Origin of the sequence: Faecalibacterium sp. IP-1-18, assembly GCF_023347355.1 — a bacterium.
GTDB lineage: Bacteria > Bacillota > Clostridia > Oscillospirales > Ruminococcaceae > Faecalibacterium > Faecalibacterium prausnitzii.
This window is the reverse complement of the sequence record NZ_CP094472.1, coordinates 1584911-1602421: the sequence shown is the minus strand read 5'-3', so window position 1 is coordinate 1602421 and position 17511 is coordinate 1584911. Positions and strand designations below refer to the sequence as shown.

The following is a 17511-nucleotide window of genomic DNA, read 5'->3' as shown; positions in this document are numbered from 1 at the left end:
TTTAGCCTTTTTGCCGGGCAAGGACTTCCAGCTGCTGCAACACCTCCGGGGTGTCTGCATCCAGCAGCTCCATAGGGGCTGCAATACAGACCGTGCGTACCTGCGCAGGGTACTTTTTGAGCAGTACGTTGCCGCCTTTGTTTTCCGGCAGGGTGAGCAGTTCCGAAAAAAAACTGCTTTCAAACAGAACGGGACTTCCAACAAGAGGTGTCGGGTCGTTATCGGCCACGGCACCCAGACGGAAGATCTCCCGTTCTGTTTCTTTTTGCCATTCTGCCGGGGATGTCTGTTCGTGGCAAAAGCGCTTTGTCATGGCTTCTACCGTCTCCCGGCGCAGCAGGGGCTGATCCCCGGGCAGAAACATACAGCCGCTAAGCTCCGGCAGCTGCTCCAGCAGCGCCGAAAGCCCCAGCCGAACGGTATCATTGCGGCCGGGCAAGCTGTGCAGCAGCACCGGGACGCCCTGCGTCCTGCACAGTGCCTGTACATCTTCCGAGCGGGTCACCACGATGCGGGCAGCGATACCGGGTGTGGCAGTGGCGGCAAAAGCCCGGCAGAGCATAGGCTGGCCGCAAAAATCTGCCAGCAGTTTATTTGCGCCAAACCGGCGGCTCAGCCCGGAAGCCATGATCACACAGCCGACCGTAAGCGACTTCTTCATACAAAAACACTCCTTCAGCAGCATTTTATAATAGTATTATACCGAAAGCTGTGCTAAAATAAAAGAAGAGATATCGCAGCGATAGAAAAGAGAGGTACTGCACATGATGACGATCCGAGAATATAAGCGGGCAGAAAGTCTGGAGGAAGCGTGGCAGCTGAACCAGAAAAAACCAAACCGCATTTTGGGCGGCATGATCTGGCTGAAGATGGAAACCATCAATGTCGGCACCGCCATCGACCTTTCCGGTCTGGGACTGGATACCATTGAGGAGACCGAGGACAGCTTTTCCATCGGCGCTATGGTCACCCTGCGCCAGCTGGAAAAGCATCCGGGGCTTGCCGCCTATACTCATGGTGCTATGCGGGAGACTGTGCGCCATATCGTGGGCGTACAGCTGCGCAATCTGGCGACCGTGGGCGGCAGCATTTACAGCCGGTTCGGTTTTTCGGATGTGCTGACCATGTTCCTAGCCATGGACTGTGATGTAGAGCTGTACAAAGGCGGTATCCTGCCGCTGCATGAATATGCCCAGCGCCCCTATGACCGGGATGTTCTGGTGCGGCTGATCGTAAAAAAGACACCGATGCAGCTCTATTACCAGTCGGTGCGCAACAGTCAGACCGATATTCCGGTGCTGACCTGCGCCGCTGCCCGGTTGGAGACCGGAGATTACCGCATCGCCATTGGTGCGCGTCCGCTGCGCGCTGTGCGGTTCGAGCTCCCGGCAGAGCCTGCCCTTGCGGCAGAACAGCTTGCCGCACAGTTTGCGGAAAGCATAAAGGCGCAGATCGTTACCGGCTCCAATATGCGCGGCAGCGCCGAGTACCGCAGGCATCTGGCAGGCGTGCTGACAAAGCGCGCGGTGCTGGAACTGGAACAGCGTAAAATGCAGGAGGAAAAGTAAATGCAGATCACACTTACATTGAACGGTGTCCGGGTATCCGAGGAGATCGCCCCGGATATGCTTTTGATCGATTTTGTCCGCGCACACGGCTGCAAGAGCGTCAAGCGCGGCTGCGAGACCTCCAACTGCGGTCTGTGCACCGTGTTTATGGACGATAAGCCTGTGCTGTCCTGCTCCGTGCTGGCAGCCCGTGCCGATGGGCATAAAATCACCACGCTGGAGGGCTTGCAGGAAGAGGCTGCTGAGTTTGGTGCCTTTATCGCAGATCAGGGCGCAGAGCAGTGCGGCTTCTGCAACCCGGGCTTTATCATGAACGCGCTGGCTCTGTTCCGGGAGCAGCCGTACCCCACTGAAGAGCAGGTGAAGGAATACCTTGCCGGAAACCTGTGCCGCTGCTCCGGCTACGAAGGCCAGCTGCGCGGCATCATGAACTTTCTGGCATGGAAAAAGCAGAAGGAGGGCGCACAGTGAAAACCGTCAACAAACCGTTCCGCAAAAAAGACGCGATGCAGCTGGTCACCGGCCAGCCTGTTTATATGGATGATATCATCCCGCAGGACTGTCTGATCGTCAAGCTGCTGCGCTCGCCCCATGCAAACGCCATCGTCCGCAGCATCAACACCGCTGTTGCCAAAAAGGTGCCCGGCATCGAAGCCATCTTCACTTGGGAGGATGTGCCGCAGGATGCCCGCCGCTACACACAGGCCGGCCAGACCTACCCGGAGGCCAGCCCCTACGACCGTCTGCTTATTGACCGCCACGTCCGCTTTGTGGGAGATGTGGTGGCTATCGTAGCCGGTAAAGATGAAAAGTGCGTAGATAAGGCGCTCAAGCTTATCAAAGTAGACTACGAGGTGCTGGAAGCTGTTCTGGATTTCCACACCGCAAAGGACAACCCCATCCTTGTGCACCCGGAGGACAACTGGGAAAGCCTTGCCCCCGTGGGTGCCGACAACAAGCGCAACCTCTGCGCCCACGATGCGTGCGGCAGCGGCGATATTGACGCTGTGTTGGCCGGATGTGATGTGGTCATCGACCATGTGTACCACACCAAGGCCTGCCAGCAGGCCATGATGGAGACCTTCCGCACCTATTGCTCCATTGATACTTACGGGCGGCTGAATGTGCTCAGCTCTACCCAGATCGTTTTCCATGCCCGCCGCAACATCGCCAATGCACTGCATATCCCCAAATCCATGGTGCGTGTCTCCAAGCCCCGCATCGGCGGCGGTTTTGGCGCAAAGCAGACCGCTGTCAGCGAGGTGTACCCGGCCTTTGTGACGTGGATGACCAAAAAGCCTTCCAAGCTCATCTTCAGCCGGGTGGAAAGCCAGACGGCCTCTTCGCCGCGCCACGAGATGGAGATGCACGTCCGTCTGGGAGCTACCAGAGACGGCATCGTGAAGGGCATCGACCTGTACACTCTGTCCAACACCGGCGCTTACGGCGAGCATGGCCCCACTACTGTGGGTCTGTCTGGTCACAAATCCATCCCGCTGTACGGCAAGGCCGAGGCCTTCCGCTTTGTCAGCGATGTGGTATATACCAACCATATGTCTGCTGGTGCATACCGCGGCTATGGTGCTACGCAGGGTCTGTTTGCGGTGGAATCTGCGGTCAACGAGCTGGCACACAAGCTGAACATGGACCCCATTGCACTGCGCCTGAAGAACACCGTGCAGGAGGGCGATGTGATGCCCGCCTATTACGGCGCGGTAAATACCAGCTGCGCATTGGACCGGTGCGTGCTCAAGGTGCGCGAGATGATCGACTGGGAGCACAAATATCCTGCCCGGGATATGGGCAACGGTAAGATCCGTGCCGTGGGCATGGGTATGGCCATGCAGGGCTCCGGTATTTCCGGCATGGACGTGGGCAGCGCTACCCTCAAACTGAACGATGACGGGTTCTATACCCTGATGATCGGCGCTGCCGATATGGGCACCGGCTGCGACACCACGCTGGCACAGATCGCCGCCGAGGTGCTGGATTGCCCGCTGGATAACATTACCGTCTTTGGCGCGGATACGGATTCTTCGCCCTACGATTCCGGCTCCTATGCTTCCAGCACCACCTATGTCACCGGCAAGGCCACCGAAAAGTGTGCACTGAAGCTGCGGGAACAGATCTGCAAGCTGGGCGCAGAGCTGCTGGAATGCCCGGCGGATGCCGTGGAGTTTGACGGCAAGGTCGTGTTTGAAAGCGCCGACCCCACCCGCCAAAAGACTCTGTCCGAGATCGCCTTTGCTTCCCAGTTCGGCCATAAGATCCCGCTGGAATTTACCGAGACCCACACCTCGCCCTTGTCGCCGCCGCCGTATATGGTGGGTGCTGCCGAGATAGAGGTGGATACCGAGACCGGCGAGGTGAAGGTGCTGGAATTTGACGCCTGCGTGGACTGCGGCACCCCCATCAACCCCAACCTGACCCGTGTGCAGGCAGAGGGCGGTATTTTGCAGGGCATCGGTATGACCCTGACCGAGAACATCACCTACGACAGAAACGGATACCCGGAAGAGAACTCTCTGTTCCAGTATAAGATCCCTGCCCGCAACGATATCGGCCACATCCATGTGGAATTTGAGAACAGCTACGAGCCCAACGGCCCCTTTGGCGCAAAGTCCATCGGTGAGGTGGTCATCAATACGCCGCTGCCCGCCATCTCGGACGCCATCTACAACGCCATCGGCACCCGCTTCTACGAGCTGCCCATTACCCCGGAGCAGATCGCAATGGCAGTTGCAGCCAAGCAGTAATAGCAGATGCTGAACGAAAAAGAGCTTCCGTTTCTGGCAGAGAAAGGGCATATCGTTTCTCTGGTAGGCGGCGGGGGAAAAACGACCCTGCTGTATGCCATGGCAGACCACTGTGCCCGCAAGGGATGGCAGGTGCTTGTGACCACGACTACCCACATCCGGCAACCGGCAGCCTGCTATGCACCGGATGACACAGCGCTTACCGCCTTATGGCAAGCGGGTCACTATGCAGTGATCGGAATCCCGGCTGAAAACGGAAAGCTGACTTTGCCGCAGCCGCAGCTTTTGCGCCGGATGGCACAGACAGATGCGGTATTCATTGAGGCGGACGGGGCAAAGCACTACCCCTGCAAGGTCCCGGCGGCGCACGAGCCGGTGCTGCTGCCCCAAAGCGATATCGTTTTGGCGCTGGCAGGGCTTTCGGCGCTGGATAGGCCCTTGCGGGAGGTCTGCTTCCGCTACGATACCATCCGTCCGCAGTTTTTAGCGGCTGCGCCGGATGCACCTCTTACGCCCCCTGTGCTGGCACAGCTGCTTGCAAGCACGCAGGGTGGTCGCAAGGCGGTGGGCGACCGACAGTTTTACGCTGTACTCAATCAGGCCGACACGCCGGAATTGCAGCAGCAGGGCATACAGATACAACAGCTTTTGCGTCAGCATGGTATAAAGTGCGTGCTGACGCATTTTGAAGAGGAAGAACGTGCATGAGCAAGGAAGATAAGATCGTGTTCTGTACCGGCGGCGGCTGCACCGCAAAGCTGGGTGCCGGGGTGCTGAGCCGTATTCTGGAAAAGCTGCCCCGGGGCGAAAAAGACCCGGATCTTCTGGTCGGCTATGACAGCCGGGATGATGCCGCAGTCTACCGCATTACGGACAACATTGCACTGGTGCAGACTGTGGACTTTTTTCCGCCGATGGTGGACGACCCCTATACCTTTGGGCAGATCGCAGCCACAAACGCCCTGAGCGATGTCTACGCCATGGGCGGCGAGGTAAAAACTGCCTTAAATCTGGTCTGTTTTCCGGAGGATATGGACTTGAATGTGCTGGGCGAGATTTTGCGCGGCGGTGCTGAAAAGGTGGCAGAAGCCGGCGGCAGCCTTGCAGGCGGGCATTCCATTGCAGACAGCGGGGTGAAATACGGTCTTTCTGTAACCGGCCTTGTAGACCCGCAACGGATGTATACGAACGACACCGGTATGCCGGGCGACAAGCTGGTATTGACCAAGGCTTTGGGTGTGGGGCTGCTGTGCACGGCAGACCGTGTGGGCGAAGCCGCCCCGGAGGAGATGGAAGCCGCCATCCGCTCCATGACCACTCTGAACAAAACAGCGGCAGAGATCAGCCGCAAATACCGCGTCCATGCCGCTACGGACGTGACCGGCTTCAGCTTTCTCGGCCATCTGCATGAGATGATGGGCGGCAAGCTTTCCTGCATCATCCATGCGGATGCAGTGCCGGTGCTTCCGGGCGCCCAAAAAGCAGCCGATGCGTTTTTGTACACCGCCGCCGGGCAGCGCAACCGCAACCACACCGGGCCGTTCGTCCGGTTTAAAAACGTAAGCTTCGCCATGGAGGAAGTCCTGTTCGACCCGCAGACCTCCGGCGGGCTGCTATTTGCAGTAGACCCGGCAGATGCAGCAACACTGGAACAGGAACTGCGCGCCGCAGGTCTGCCCGCGAGCATCGTGGGAGAGATCCTGCCCAAGCAGGAAATTGAGATCACCGTAACAGACAAATGAGAGGAGTAATCAGCATGGCTGAATTTATCAAAGTGGATGCACTGGGCGATGCCTGCCCGCTGCCTGTCGTCAAAGCGAAAAAGGCCATTTCCGAGCTGCAGGGCGCGGGACAGGTGGAGGTACTGGTGGACAACGAGATCGCTGTGCAAAACCTGACCAAGATGGCACAGCAAAAGGGTTATCAGTACAGCGCTGAAAAGCTGGAAGAGCGCAAATACCGTGTGCTGTTCACGCTGGGCGAAGTAGTAAGCGCCCCAGCAGAAGATGCTCCTGTCTGCACCTCTGATGCCCGCACTGATACGGTGGTGGCTATTTCCGCTGCCGTTATGGGCGATGGCAGCGAGGAACTGGGCAAGACCCTGCTCAAGGCCTTTGTATTTGCGCTGACCCAGCAGGATAAGCTGCCTAAGACCATTCTGTTCTATAACGGCGGCGCAGCGCTAACCTGTGAAGGCTCTGCCATGCTGGAAGATCTCAAGGCGCTGGAAGCACAGGGCGTAGAGATCCTGACCTGCGGTACCTGTCTGAACTTTTACGGCCTTACCGAGAAGCTGGCTGTGGGCAGCGTGACCAATATGTACACCATTGCCGAAAAGCTGACGCAGGCCGGAAACGTGGTAAAACCGTGATCTATCTGGATAACGCGGCCACCACTCTGCATAAACCGCCGCAGGTGGAACAGGCTATTCTGGAGGCACTGCACACGGCAGGCAACCCCGGGCGCGGCGCACACGAGCCCACCCTTCACGCCGCACGGATCGTGCTGGACACCCGTCTGGCGCTGGCAGAACTTTTCCATGTGCCGGACCCTTCCTGCATCTTTTTTGCCGCCAATGCGACCATGGCGCTGAACACAGTACTGAACGGCGTGCTGCATCCAGGCGACCATGTCATCACAACGGTATGCGAGCATAATTCTGTTCTGCGTCCGCTGTACCGGCTGCGGGCACAGGGGGTAGAGGTCTCTTTTACCGGGGTGGATGCAGCTGCACAGCTTTGTTACGACCAGTGGGAAACGCTGCTGCACCCCACGACCCGTGCACTGGTGGTGACAGGGGCTTCCAACGTGACCGGCAATGGCACCGACCTTGCCCGCGCAGCGGACTTTGCCCACCGGCACGGTCTGCTGTTCATCGTAGATGCTGCTCAGACTGCCGGTGCACAGCCCATTGATGTGCAGCAGCTGGGCATTGATGCCCTCTGCTTTACCGGCCACAAGGCACTTCTGGGGCCGCAGGGCACCGGCGGAGCTTATGTGCGCCCCAGCCTGCGCGTTGCGCCGCTCCTTGTGGGCGGCAGCGGCGTGCACAGCTTTGACGAAATGCACCCCTTGCAGATGCCCACCGCACTGGAGGCTGGCACGCTGAACGTGCACGGCCTTGCGGGGCTTTGCGCCGGGGTGCGCTGGCTGTTGGAGCAGGGCGTAGAAAACCTTGCTGCCCGGGAAGCCGCCCTTGCCCGCCTGTTTTATGAGCAGGTGCGTACTGCGCCGGGCGTAACAGTGTATGGTGATATGGCTATGCAGCCTCGTGCGCCCATTGTGGCGCTGAACATCGCACAGGAGGATTCTGCCCGGGTGGCAGATATCTTGTGGGAGGACTACGGCATCTGCGTGCGTGCCGGAGCGCACTGTGCTCCGCTGATGCACAAGGCCCTTGGCACTGTGGAGCAGGGCGTGGTACGGTTCAGCTTTTCCCATTTCAATACGGAGCAGGAGGTACAGCAGGCAGCGCAGGCAGTCTGTGCACTTGCGCGGGAGATTTTATGCGAGTAAAACGAAGCTATATCGTGCTTTCCTTCCGCACCACCTTAGAGGCTATGGAGTGGGAAAAGCAATGCAATGCCCGGCAGGTGCCCGGGCGGCTGATCCCGCTGCCGCGTGAGATCTCGGCAGGGTGCGGGCTTGCATGGCGTATGCTGCCGGAGGACTGGCAAAGCTGGCAGGCAGAACTGGATCAGACACAGTTTGATAAGGTAACACCTGTGGAGCAATAATTAAGGGAGAGAAACACCAATGAACAGACAAACGCTTGCAGACGTTCTGCAAAGTACAAACCAGACCGGCAGCTATACGCTGGCTACCGTGCTGGAAGGCGCAGAGGCAGGCAGTCAGCTGCTGCTGCGGGACGGAGACGCCCTGTGGCAGACCCAGAGTGCCGAACTTTTGCAGCGTCAGCTTGCCGTCCTGCAGGCCTGTACCGCTACGGGCTTTCTTACACTGGAAGGTCAGCGGGTATTTGCTGAGCGCTTTGGTGCGGTGCCGCAGCTGGTGGTCTGCGGCGGCGGTCATGTTGCTGCTGCCCTTGTAAAGCAGGCAAAGCTTCTCGGCATACCAGTGCTTGCCATAGATGATCGGGAGGAATTTGCTCAGCAGCTGCGCGCCGCCGGAGCGGATACCGTGCTCTGCGCTCCCTTTGCGCAGGCGCTTCAGGGTGTGCCCGGCGGGGCGGAGACCTATTTTGCGGTGCTGACCCGCTCCCACGTCTTTGATCTGGACTGCCTTACCCGGATTCTGCAAAAGCCTGCGGCCTATGTGGGCATGATGGGCAGCCGAGGCCGTGCCGCATTGGTGCGCCATCAGCTGTTGGAGAACGGTCTGGACAGCCAGCGGATCGATGCACTCTGCGCACCCATCGGCCTTGCCATTGGCGCACAGACGGCTGCGGAGATCGCGCTTTCCATTCTGGCGCAGATCGTGCAGGTCAAAAATGCCCGCCCCCAGACCGAGGGCTATCCCGTCGCATTGCTGGATGCGATGGTGCAGGCAGAAAAAGCCCATACCCCGGCGGTACTGGCTACTATTATTGCGCGGCACGGCTCCACCCCGCGGGATGTGGGCGCAAAAATGCTCGTTCTGCCCGATGGCAGTATAGTGGGCAGTGTGGGCGGCGGCATTATGGAGCATTACACGGTACAGGCGGCTCAGAAGCTGTTAGCACAGGCTGTGCCCGCCTTGCAATGCTTACAGCTTTCGGCTGACGGCAAAAACGAGGACACAGCCATTGCTGCCTGTGGCGGCTCCATGGAGGTGCTATTGCAGACACTTTTCTCCGGGGAGGAAATAAAATGAAAAAGGACGCCCTAATTATCGTGCGCGGCGGCGGCGACCTTGCCACCGGTACCATCCACCGGTTGTGTAGCGCCGGGCTGCGAGTGCTGGTATTGGAAACGACACAGCCCGCAGCCATCCGCCGTCAGGTAGCTCTGTGTGAAGCAGTGTATGAAGGCGAAGCCACTGTTGAGGGTCTGCGCGCTGTCCGCATTGAAGCATTGGAACAGGCACAGTCCGTCTGGGCGCAGGGCGCTGTTCCGGTGCTCGTTGACCCAGAGGGGGCCTGTATTGCCCGGGCAAAGCCGGAGGTCGTAGTGGATGCCATTCTGGCCAAGCGCAACCTTGGCACCAGCCGGGATATGGCACCGTTGACTATTGCCCTTGGCCCCGGCTTTGTAGCCGGGCAGGACGTAGATGCCGTGGTAGAAACCAAGCGCGGCCACCGGCTTGGCCGGATCATCCGGGAGGGGAGCGCTATCCCCAATACCGGCATTCCCGGCGTCATTGGCGGGTACGGTGCAGAGCGGGTGATCCATGCACAGGCCGCCGGTGTTTTTATGAATGTGCGTAAAATCGGCGATTTAGTAGAGAAGGGTGAGACTATTGCCACCATCCGCACCCCGGAGGGGGCAGAAATCCCGGTCACAGCACAGATTCCCGGCATTCTGCGCGGATTGCTGCGCAGCGGCTATCCGGTTACGCCGGGCTTTAAGATTGCGGATATCGACCCCCGGCGGGAGGAGCTTTCCAACTGTTTCCTGATCTCAGATAAATCTCGCTGTATTGCCGGCAGTGTACTGGAACTTGTCTGTGCGCAGGTGTGGCAGTAAAACCTATATAAAAATAACCCCTGCCGTTTTGCGGAAAGGTCTGCAAATACGGCAGGGGTTTTAAGGTTCTATGTTAGTTGCGGTAGCAGCGATCCTGTCCTACAAGCCAGTTTTCGCACAGACGCTGGGCTTCCTCTAAGCTGCGGCTCTCGCAGTCAAAGAAGGCACCGCGCATAGAGCAGTAGGAGTAGTGCACCTTAGGAACACCATTGCCATCCTTGAAGCGCTCGTATCGTTCTTCACCGGGCATCAAAAAAAGCTGTTCCATGGTTCCTTCTCCTTTGTGTTCAAGCAGTCCAAACGGCCGCCGGGCGGCGGCACACAACGCTTGCTATTGTATCACGATGGAGAACGGTTTGCTATGGTCTTTTTATCCAAAGATACGCCTCTTTTTTCTCTGCAGTTGTGGCGAAGAAGGGATTGACAAATCATTCGTGCAAACTGCGTTGCTTTTCCAGCGCTGCTTTCATGCCGTGGATACGCCCCAGTGCATAGGAGAGCATTGCTGCGCACAACAGGTTCAGCCAGCCGTAGCGAGCCTGATTCAAAGAGTTCGTTATGCCAAGGATCAGGTTTGCCAGACAGATCAGGGAAAGCATCCGGTCGATGCGGCTCAGATGCGTCAGACGGGAGTCAATATCCGAGAGCAGCTCAAAGCTGCCAAGCTCCGCTTTCCGACGGAAGTACACCCAGTTGACACAGCCGCCGATATATTCTGCACCCAGTTCCTTTACAAAGGCGCGGTAATCGCTGCTGGGGTTCATCTCCAAGCGGATGATATATTCGCCCGGTTCGCAGCGCACAAAGGTGTAAAAGGAAAAACCGGTATTGTCCAGTACCCAGCCCTCCTGCGCCATCTCGTTCAGCCAGCGCTCTTCTTTTTCAAAATCCCACACAAAGAAAAGCTTGAAAACGGTTTTCTTTTCCCTCATAAGGTTTCCTCCTTCAGGATGCTCTCACCATTTGCCACAAGCTGCTGCAAACGGGCAAGCTCGTGCTTTAAGACCTGTACGCCCTCTGCGGTAAGCTGATATTCCTTTTTGCGGCTGCCGCTCTCAGCGGGCAGGGGACGGATCCAGCCTTTTTCACACAGGGAGGTCAATGCTCCGTACAGTGTCCCGGCGGCAAGATGGACTCTGCCACCGGAAAGCTGCTCCGTCTGCTGCATGATGCCATAGCCGTGCTGCGGATGGTAAAGAGACAACAGGATATAATAGGTCGATTCGGTCAATGCAAGGTTTTCCATACTGAAATACTCCATGGATTCTATCGGACGTCTTTATATCGTCAGCCGATATATTGCGTTTAAAGTATATCGTCTCCCGATATACTTTGTCAAGCGTTTTCAGAAAAAGGCCATCAAAAAGCTTTAAAACGCAGTTCGTATGGAAAAACCGATGGAATGCAGGAAAATATTTTGTGCACTTTTCATAGTTTTCTTCTGAAGATTTTGGTGGTACAATATAGTTATCAAATTCTGCAATTCGGGAGGAGCTCCATGGCGGAAAAGTGTATTGAACTGGATAGTGTAGAGATCGCAGCGGCTGTTTTTGGCAACTGTGACCGGAATATTCGCTTGTTGGAAAAAGAGTTTTCTGTTACCGCTGTCTGCCGCGGCACACAGCTTCGCATTTCCGGCGAGCCTGCCAATGTGGCGGCAGCGAACCGCGCCGTGGAGGGAATGCTTCTTCTGATCGAGAACCGCACCCCGCTGGAAGATCAGACTGTGCACTACTGCATCAGTCTGGCGCATGATGGCGCAGAGAAGCGGGTAAAGGAGCTGACCGAGGACTTTGTTACCGTCACGGTCAAGGGACGCCCAATCCGCCCCAAAACGCTGGGACAGAAGGAATACCTGAGCGCCATCCGCTCCAATGCCATTACCTTCGGTGTCGGCCCGGCGGGTACCGGCAAGACCTATCTGGCCGTTGCCATGGCGGTGAAAGCCTTCAAGGCCAAGGAGGTATCCCGCATCATCTTGACCCGCCCGGCGGTGGAGGCAGGGGAGAAGCTGGGCTTTCTGCCCGGTGACCTGCAGCAGAAGGTAGACCCCTATCTGCGGCCGCTGTACGACGGCCTGTTTGATATGCTGGGCGCAGAGACCTACGAGCGTCTGGTGGAAAAGCAGATCATTGAGGTCGCCCCGCTGGCTTATATGCGCGGGCGCACACTGGATGATTCCTTTATCATTCTGGACGAGGCGCAGAACACTACCCCGGAGCAGATGAAAATGTTCCTTACCCGTATGGGCGTAGGCTCTAAGGTGGTCGTTACCGGCGATGTGACCCAGATCGATCTACCGGGCAGCACCCGCAGCGGTCTGGTGGACGCGCTGAAGGTGCTGAAGGATGTGAACGGCATTGCACAATGCTACTTTACCGATAAAGACGTTGTGCGTCACCGGTTGGTGCAGGAGATCGTAAAGGCTTACGAGCGTGCCGCACATCCGGCTGCCGATGCGGAAAATAAAGAAAACAATAAGAATTTTAAATAAATCCCTGAAAGGAGTGGACCGATATGTCCAATAAAGTTTTGATCACCAACTCCCAGAAAGCTGTTAAGGTGCCCTCCGGGCTCCGCATTCTGATCCGCCGTGCCTGCAATGCCGTGCTGGAATATGAGCATTTCGACCGTCCCGCCGAGATCAGCGTTACCTTTGTGGACAACGCTGCCATTGCCGAGCTGAACAACCAATACCGCAATAAGCCCATGCCCACCGATGTGCTGAGCTTTCCTCTGGGCGAGAACGGCAAGTACGATATCGACGAGAATAACGGCTGCATGATGCTGGGCGATATCGTCATCAGCATGGAGCGCGCCATGGAGCAGGCCAATCTGTATGGGCATCCGCTGCAGCGGGAGGTAGCCTTTTTGACCGTTCACTCCATGCTGCATCTGCTGGGCTACGACCACGAAAACGGCGGTCTGGAGGCCATGCGTATGCGCGAAAAAGAAGAGGCTGTGCTGCTGCAGCTGGGTCTGCCCCGCACGGTCAGCTATACGGAATGATATCCCAGAACATAAAAACAAGACAGGAGTTCGCTTTGAGTACTACAACACCCGTTCAGGAGCATTACGACACCTCCTCTGTATTCGTTGCTGTCATCGGACGGCCGAACGTGGGCAAATCCAGCCTGACGAACCTCTTGGTCGGCGAGAAAGTGGCTATCGTCACCTCTAAGCCCCAGACTACCCGCACCCGCATTACCGGCGTGATCACCCGGGGGCCGCTGCAATATGTGCTGCTGGACACCCCCGGTGTGCACAAAGCCCACAACAAGCTGGGCAAGCGCATGGATAAGACCGCCAGCGATTCCATTGCGGATGTGGATGTTTCCATGATGCTGTTCGAGCCTTACGGCGCGCTGAACGAATCTGAGATGGCACTTGTGGAGGCGCTGCACCGCAGCGGCCCGGCCATTGCAGTCATTAATAAGACCGACCTTGTTAAAGAACCTGCCGATTTGGAAACCCGCAAGGCAGAGCTGAAGGCGCTGGGCGTGTTCGATGAGATTTACACCATCAGTGTGCGCAATAAGGAAGGCAGTGAGGAACTGTTCGATGCCTTGAGCCGCTATGCCGTGGAAGGCCCCCATTACTTTGATGATGACGCCTATACCGATATGCCGGAAAAAGAATTGGTGGCTGAGGTCATCCGCGAAAAGGCACTGCTCTTTATGCGGGACGAGATTCCGCACGGCATTGCGGTAGTGGTGGAGCGCTTCAAGGAGCGCCCGGGCACAGACCTGATCGACATTGATGTGAACATCTACTGCGAGCGGGAGAGCCACAAGGGCATGGTCATCGGCAAGGGTGGTGCCATGCTCAAAAAAATCGCCAGCGCTGCCCGTGCTGACTGCGAGGAGTTTTTGGGCTGCCGGGTCAATCTGCAGTGCTGGGTCAAGGTAAAATCCGACTGGCGGGATAACGAATTTTTGCTGAATAACTTCGGCTTTAAGCAGAATTCCTCCAACCGCTGAGTGATGCCAAAGCAGGACAGTTTTCCCTTGTATGCTGTGCTAGAATCAGGCTGACACTATAACAAAAGCAGCCTGTGCACAGAAAAGGGAAGGAGTGCTGAAGATGGATGCTGCTGCAAGCTGGCAGGCCTTTGCCTGCACGGGGAACATTCTCCGTTATCTCGACTACAAACAACTGGTGCAGCTGCCCGCCGAGCATCCGGCAGGAGAAACGGACGATGGAACCATTTGTGACCATGGGTCTGGTACTGAAGGAGACCCGTTATAGAGAAGCAGACCGCATTTTGACGATCCTTACCCCGAAACTGGGCGTGATCACAGCAATGGCTGCAAACAGCCTGCGGCTGAAAAGCAAGCTGTTCAGTGCCTGCGGGCTGTTCTGCTATTCGGAGTTTACACTGGTGCCCGGACGCAATATGTATACCGTGCGGGAAGCCGATGTGCAGAACATCTTCCATGGCATTTCCTCCTCCATTGAAGGGGTAAGCCTTGCCATGTATCTTACCGAATTGGCCGCTGCGCTTTCGCCTACCGGAGAGGAAGCAGCCCGGGAGCTGCGTCTGGTGCTGAACAGTCTGTATATGATCAACGAGCACCGCACCGACCTGCGGGTGATCAAGGCAGTATTTGAGCTGCGCACCATGAGTGAGTGCGGCTTTATGCCGCAGATTGTCTGCTGCCGGGACTGTGGCACCTACGATGAAGGAGATGCCTTTTATCTGGACGCACAGGAAGGGCATCTGCTCTGTGCGTCCTGTGCGGCAAAGGCAGGCAAGAACTGCAATCTGGACAAGGCTGCGCTGTTTGCACTGCGCCACATCTGCTTGGTAGAGGACAAAAAAATATTTGCATTCAAGATCTCTGTGGGCAGTCTGGAAAAGCTTTCCGCAGTGGCTGAAAACTATGCTCTGACGCATCTGGATAAGCCGCTGAAAAGCTATGCCTTTTTGAAAAGCGTGCTGCCCTGACCAAAAAGGAACAGTATGGAAACAAGCTACTTAAAAACATTAGAACTGGATAAGATCATTGCGCGTGCAGCGGAGGGCTGCGTATGCAAGGAAGCCCGTGCTATGCTGCTGGCCATTGAGCCGCAGTGCGACCCGGACGAGGTGCGCTACGCACTGGAGCAGACGGACGCCATCAACACCCTGCTGATTAAAAACGGCTCGCCGCGCTTTGGCGGGGTAGAGGGGGTCAGTCAGCTTGCCGCCCGTGCCGTAAAGGGCGGCGTGCTTTCCATGGGCGAACTGCTGATGGTGGCCGGTGCGCTGCGCAATTTTCAGCACCTGACCAGCTGGTACGGCTCCTCTGAGCATGACGCGCTGCCGACCGATGATCTGTTTTACGCGCTGGCACCGGAGCCAGGCCTTGAGCAGCAGATCTCCAGCGCCATTCTGGCACCGGATGCCATGGCGGATACCGCCTCCCGCACGCTGGCAGAGCTGCGCAAAAAGATCCGCGCCACCGAAAACAGCATCCGCGACCGGCTGGAAAGCATGGTGCGCAATATGGACACCTCCAAATACCTGCAGGAGAGTGTGGTTTCCATGCGCAACGGCCGGTATGTTGTGCCGGTCAAGAGCGAATACCGCGGCGAGGTGAGCGGTATCATCCACGATGTATCCTCTACGGGCGCTACGGTGTTCGTGGAACCGCAGGCTGTGGTGGAGGCAAACGCCCGCATTCTGCAGTACCGCGCACAGGAGGCACAGGAGATCGAGCGCATTTTGGTGGCCTTTACCGCACAGGTGGCCGCCATTGAGCCGCAGTTCCAGTACAGCTACAAGGCCATGCTGGAAATCGACATCCTGCTGGCAAAGGCGCGGCTTGCACTGGAGTTGAAGGCCTTCAAGCCCGCTGTGCGGACGGATTCTTCCTTTAATCTGATCCGTGCCCGCCACCCGCTGATCGATCCGCAAAAGTGTGTTCCTGTGGATATTGCACTGGGCGGGGAATACGATTCCCTTATCATCACCGGCCCGAACACCGGCGGTAAGACGGTCACCCTGAAAACCGCCGGTCTGCTGTGCGCCATGGCACAGTGCGGTTTTTTGATTCCTGCTGACGAGCGCAGCGAGATCTGTGTGTTTGATGAATTTCTGGTGGATATCGGCGACGAACAGAGCATTGAGCAGAGCCTTTCCACCTTCTCCGGCCACATGAAAAAAATCACCGGTATTCTGGAACTGGCTATGCCGCACACCCTTGTGCTGCTGGACGAGCTGGGTGCCGGTACCGATCCCGCCGAGGGCGCCGCGCTGGCAGTTGCCATCATTGAGGAGTTGCGCCGCCGTGGTGTGCTGCTGATGGCGACCACCCACTATGCGGAACTGAAGGTTTTTGCACTGGAGACTAAGGGTGTGGTCAACGCCAGTTGCGAGTTTGATCTGGAGACCCTGCGTCCCACCTATAAGCTGAGTGTGGGCGTACCGGGCAAATCCAACGCATTCCTGATCAGCGAAAAGCTGGGCATCCCCAGCCGCGTCATTGAAGCGGCTCAGCAGCATCTGTCTGCCGAGGATAAGCGTCTGGATGCGGTTCTGGGTCAGCTGGACGACTTGAAGCTGCAGCTGAAGGAAAGTCAGAACGAAGTGGAGCAGCTGCGCAACGAAGCTTCCCATCAGCTGGAAGCAGCCCGCAAAAAGCGGGATGAACTGATCCAGCAGGGCGAAAATGAATTGGAAGCTGCCCGTGCCAAGGCGCGCACGCTGGCACAGCAGGTGGAAACGCAGGCCTACGCACTGACCGATGAACTGCGCCAGCTGCAAAAGGACGAGCGCATGAGCGCCCAGCAGAAGGCGCAGCGTGCCCGCGAAATTGCCAAAAAGGAGACCGAAAAGCTGTTTGCCGGTACGGAGGTGGTGCATAACCCCGTCAAGGAGTTTGTACCGCTGAAGGATGTAAAGGTGGGACAGGAGGTCTGCATTGCAGAATTGAACCAGCTGGCCACCGTTCTGGCGCTGCCAGACAAAAACGGCGATGTTCTGGTGCGTGCCGGTATCATCAAGACTAAGGTGCCCCTCAAGGGCCTGAAGCAGCCGGAAAAGCTGGTAAAAGAATCCACTGCGCCTAAGACAAAGGCGCAGCAGCGGTATTCCCGCCTGACCGGCGATACCAACCGTCCCAACGGCAGGGTAGAGCGCGTACAGCGCACCGCCAAAATGGAGTGCAATCTGCTGGGACTTACGGTGGATGAGGCACTGTCGGAGGTGGATTCCTTTATTGACCGCGCCATCCTGAACGGACAGACGGTGGTTTATCTGATCCATGGCAACGGCACCGGCGCACTGCGCACCGCCATCCATAAGCATCTGCGCGGCAACCGCATGGTAAAAAGCTTCCGTCTTGGCCGTTACGGCGAAGGCGAAAGCGGCGTGACGGTTGTAGAACTGAAATAACCCCAAAGGACTGCCTTTTGAAAAATTGGCAGTCTTTTTTTGTTGCAGTGCAGGGAAAAGGCGAGTATACTCGTATTATAAATGTAAAACGAACAGGAAGTAAAACTTTATGCCAACCAGTCAGCGCAGACCAGTAAATAAACATAGCAAACGTAAAACGCACCGCTGCAAAATGAGGAACCGGT

At 57.1% G+C, this 17511-nt stretch carries 19 protein-coding genes; 15 read left to right on the top strand and 4 right to left on the bottom strand.

The window, feature by feature from the left end:
* Position 1: 1 nt before the first annotated feature.
* The gene (locus MTP43_RS07625; RefSeq protein ID WP_113621058.1) at positions 2 to 661 is read right to left on the bottom strand and encodes a nucleotidyltransferase family protein; all 660 of its coding nucleotides are present in this window, start codon (positions 659 to 661) and stop codon (positions 2 to 4) included.
* A 103-nt stretch (positions 662 to 764) separates the two neighbouring features.
* Between MTP43_RS07625 and MTP43_RS07620 the strand changes: the two genes are divergently transcribed.
* The 10 genes from MTP43_RS07620 to yqeB are packed head-to-tail and all read left to right on the top strand — an operon-like array spanning position 765 to position 9948.
* Positions 765 to 1568 carry an FAD binding domain-containing protein gene (locus MTP43_RS07620; protein WP_113621057.1) on the top strand — a complete coding sequence of 268 codons (804 nt, stop codon included), beginning with the start codon at positions 765 to 767 and terminating at the stop codon, positions 1566 to 1568.
* Positions 1569 to 2039, top strand: coding sequence for a (2Fe-2S)-binding protein (locus MTP43_RS07615; RefSeq protein ID WP_113621056.1), 471 nt, complete (start codon positions 1569 to 1571; stop codon positions 2037 to 2039).
* Positions 2036 to 4324, top strand: coding sequence for a xanthine dehydrogenase family protein molybdopterin-binding subunit (locus MTP43_RS07610; RefSeq protein ID WP_113621055.1), 2289 nt, complete (start codon positions 2036 to 2038; stop codon positions 4322 to 4324). The genes MTP43_RS07615 and MTP43_RS07610 overlap by 4 nt, the downstream gene beginning before the upstream one ends.
* A 6-nt stretch (positions 4325 to 4330) precedes the next feature.
* A complete protein-coding gene (yqeC, locus tag MTP43_RS07605; protein ID WP_113621054.1) occupies positions 4331 to 5032 on the top strand; it encodes a selenium cofactor biosynthesis protein YqeC in 702 nt (233 codons plus the stop codon).
* Positions 5029 to 6066: a selenide, water dikinase SelD gene (selD, locus tag MTP43_RS07600; protein ID WP_112120732.1), complete on the top strand. Its 1038-nt coding sequence runs from the start codon at positions 5029 to 5031 to the stop codon at positions 6064 to 6066. The genes yqeC and selD overlap by 4 nt, the downstream gene beginning before the upstream one ends.
* Before the next feature lie 14 nt (positions 6067 to 6080).
* The gene (yedF, locus tag MTP43_RS07595; protein ID WP_044960602.1) at positions 6081 to 6695 is read left to right on the top strand and encodes a sulfurtransferase-like selenium metabolism protein YedF; all 615 of its coding nucleotides are present in this window, start codon (positions 6081 to 6083) and stop codon (positions 6693 to 6695) included.
* Positions 6692 to 7840, top strand: a complete 1149-nt coding sequence (locus MTP43_RS07590) for an aminotransferase class V-fold PLP-dependent enzyme (protein ID WP_112120734.1) — start codon at positions 6692 to 6694, stop codon at positions 7838 to 7840. Before yedF ends, MTP43_RS07590 begins: the two co-directional genes overlap by 4 nt.
* On the top strand, positions 7831 to 8061 hold the full coding sequence (locus tag MTP43_RS07585; protein WP_015538510.1) for a DUF3343 domain-containing protein: 231 nt from the start codon (positions 7831 to 7833) through the stop codon (positions 8059 to 8061). Before MTP43_RS07590 ends, MTP43_RS07585 begins: the two co-directional genes overlap by 10 nt.
* A 19-nt stretch (positions 8062 to 8080) precedes the next feature.
* Complete coding sequence (locus MTP43_RS07580; RefSeq protein ID WP_249234725.1) at positions 8081 to 9136, top strand: XdhC/CoxI family protein; 1056 nt, start codon at positions 8081 to 8083, stop codon at positions 9134 to 9136.
* Positions 9133 to 9948, top strand: a complete 816-nt coding sequence (gene yqeB, locus MTP43_RS07575; RefSeq protein WP_005925826.1) for a selenium-dependent molybdenum cofactor biosynthesis protein YqeB — start codon at positions 9133 to 9135, stop codon at positions 9946 to 9948. Before MTP43_RS07580 ends, yqeB begins: the two co-directional genes overlap by 4 nt.
* 73 nt (positions 9949 to 10021) lie before the next feature.
* Here yqeB and MTP43_RS07570 read toward each other — a convergent pair whose 3' ends face one another.
* The 3 genes from MTP43_RS07570 to MTP43_RS07560 all read right to left on the bottom strand — a co-directional run bounded on the left by MTP43_RS07570 (position 10022) and on the right by MTP43_RS07560 (position 11194).
* Positions 10022 to 10216, bottom strand: coding sequence for a DUF3873 family protein (locus MTP43_RS07570; RefSeq protein WP_015538508.1), 195 nt, complete (start codon positions 10214 to 10216; stop codon positions 10022 to 10024).
* A 160-nt stretch (positions 10217 to 10376) separates the two neighbouring features.
* Complete coding sequence (locus tag MTP43_RS07565; RefSeq protein WP_015538507.1) at positions 10377 to 10880, bottom strand: DUF2812 domain-containing protein; 504 nt, start codon at positions 10878 to 10880, stop codon at positions 10377 to 10379.
* Positions 10877 to 11194 carry a PadR family transcriptional regulator gene (locus MTP43_RS07560; RefSeq protein ID WP_015538506.1) on the bottom strand — a complete coding sequence of 106 codons (318 nt, stop codon included), beginning with the start codon at positions 11192 to 11194 and terminating at the stop codon, positions 10877 to 10879. Before MTP43_RS07560 ends, MTP43_RS07565 begins: the two co-directional genes overlap by 4 nt.
* Before the next feature lie 252 nt (positions 11195 to 11446).
* Between MTP43_RS07560 and MTP43_RS07555 the strand changes: the two genes are divergently transcribed.
* The 5 genes from MTP43_RS07555 (at position 11447) to MTP43_RS07535 (ending at position 17326) form a co-directional block, all read left to right on the top strand.
* Entirely contained in the window at positions 11447 to 12442 is a 996-nt protein-coding gene (locus MTP43_RS07555; RefSeq protein ID WP_044960604.1) for a PhoH family protein, read from the top strand.
* 23 nt (positions 12443 to 12465) lie between these two features.
* Positions 12466 to 12957 carry an rRNA maturation RNase YbeY gene (ybeY, locus tag MTP43_RS07550; RefSeq protein ID WP_005925846.1) on the top strand — a complete coding sequence of 164 codons (492 nt, stop codon included), beginning with the start codon at positions 12466 to 12468 and terminating at the stop codon, positions 12955 to 12957.
* Positions 12954 to 13928 carry a GTPase Era gene (era, locus tag MTP43_RS07545; RefSeq protein ID WP_005925851.1) on the top strand — a complete coding sequence of 325 codons (975 nt, stop codon included), beginning with the start codon at positions 12954 to 12956 and terminating at the stop codon, positions 13926 to 13928. Before ybeY ends, era begins: the two co-directional genes overlap by 4 nt.
* Positions 13929 to 14146: 218 nt before the next feature.
* Positions 14147 to 14896 (top strand): DNA repair protein RecO, encoded by a 750-nt coding sequence (gene recO, locus MTP43_RS07540; RefSeq protein ID WP_015538505.1) that lies wholly within the window; start codon positions 14147 to 14149, stop codon positions 14894 to 14896.
* 15 nt (positions 14897 to 14911) lie between these two features.
* A complete protein-coding gene (locus tag MTP43_RS07535; protein WP_015538504.1) occupies positions 14912 to 17326 on the top strand; it encodes an endonuclease MutS2 in 2415 nt (804 codons plus the stop codon).
* Positions 17327 to 17511: the final 185 nt, after the last annotated feature.

What these genes read in the sequence shown, in the direction of transcription:
- MTP43_RS07565 (WP_015538507.1), bottom strand. Translation starts at nt 10,880, where the DNA reads ATGAGGGAAAAGAAAACCGTTTTCAAGCTTTTCTTTGTGTGGGATTTT.
- MTP43_RS07560 (WP_015538506.1), bottom strand. Translation starts at nt 11,194, where the DNA reads ATGGAAAACCTTGCATTGACCGAATCGACCTATTATATCCTGTTGTCT.
- MTP43_RS07585 (WP_015538510.1), top strand. Translation starts at nt 7,831, where the DNA reads ATGCGAGTAAAACGAAGCTATATCGTGCTTTCCTTCCGCACCACCTTA.
- MTP43_RS07625 (WP_113621058.1), bottom strand. Translation starts at nt 661, where the DNA reads ATGAAGAAGTCGCTTACGGTCGGCTGTGTGATCATGGCTTCCGGGCTG.
- MTP43_RS07555 (WP_044960604.1), top strand. Translation starts at nt 11,447, where the DNA reads ATGGCGGAAAAGTGTATTGAACTGGATAGTGTAGAGATCGCAGCGGCT.
- MTP43_RS07570 (WP_015538508.1), bottom strand. Translation starts at nt 10,216, where the DNA reads ATGGAACAGCTTTTTTTGATGCCCGGTGAAGAACGATACGAGCGCTTC.
- ybeY (WP_005925846.1), top strand. Translation starts at nt 12,466, where the DNA reads ATGTCCAATAAAGTTTTGATCACCAACTCCCAGAAAGCTGTTAAGGTG.
- selD (WP_112120732.1), top strand. Translation starts at nt 5,029, where the DNA reads ATGAGCAAGGAAGATAAGATCGTGTTCTGTACCGGCGGCGGCTGCACC.
- era (WP_005925851.1), top strand. Translation starts at nt 12,954, where the DNA reads ATGATATCCCAGAACATAAAAACAAGACAGGAGTTCGCTTTGAGTACT.
- MTP43_RS07580 (WP_249234725.1), top strand. Translation starts at nt 8,081, where the DNA reads ATGAACAGACAAACGCTTGCAGACGTTCTGCAAAGTACAAACCAGACC.
- MTP43_RS07615 (WP_113621056.1), top strand. Translation starts at nt 1,569, where the DNA reads ATGCAGATCACACTTACATTGAACGGTGTCCGGGTATCCGAGGAGATC.
- yqeB (WP_005925826.1), top strand. Translation starts at nt 9,133, where the DNA reads ATGAAAAAGGACGCCCTAATTATCGTGCGCGGCGGCGGCGACCTTGCC.
- MTP43_RS07535 (WP_015538504.1), top strand. Translation starts at nt 14,912, where the DNA reads ATGGAAACAAGCTACTTAAAAACATTAGAACTGGATAAGATCATTGCG.
- yqeC (WP_113621054.1), top strand. Translation starts at nt 4,331, where the DNA reads ATGCTGAACGAAAAAGAGCTTCCGTTTCTGGCAGAGAAAGGGCATATC.
- recO (WP_015538505.1), top strand. Translation starts at nt 14,147, where the DNA reads ATGGAACCATTTGTGACCATGGGTCTGGTACTGAAGGAGACCCGTTAT.
- yedF (WP_044960602.1), top strand. Translation starts at nt 6,081, where the DNA reads ATGGCTGAATTTATCAAAGTGGATGCACTGGGCGATGCCTGCCCGCTG.
- MTP43_RS07620 (WP_113621057.1), top strand. Translation starts at nt 765, where the DNA reads ATGATGACGATCCGAGAATATAAGCGGGCAGAAAGTCTGGAGGAAGCG.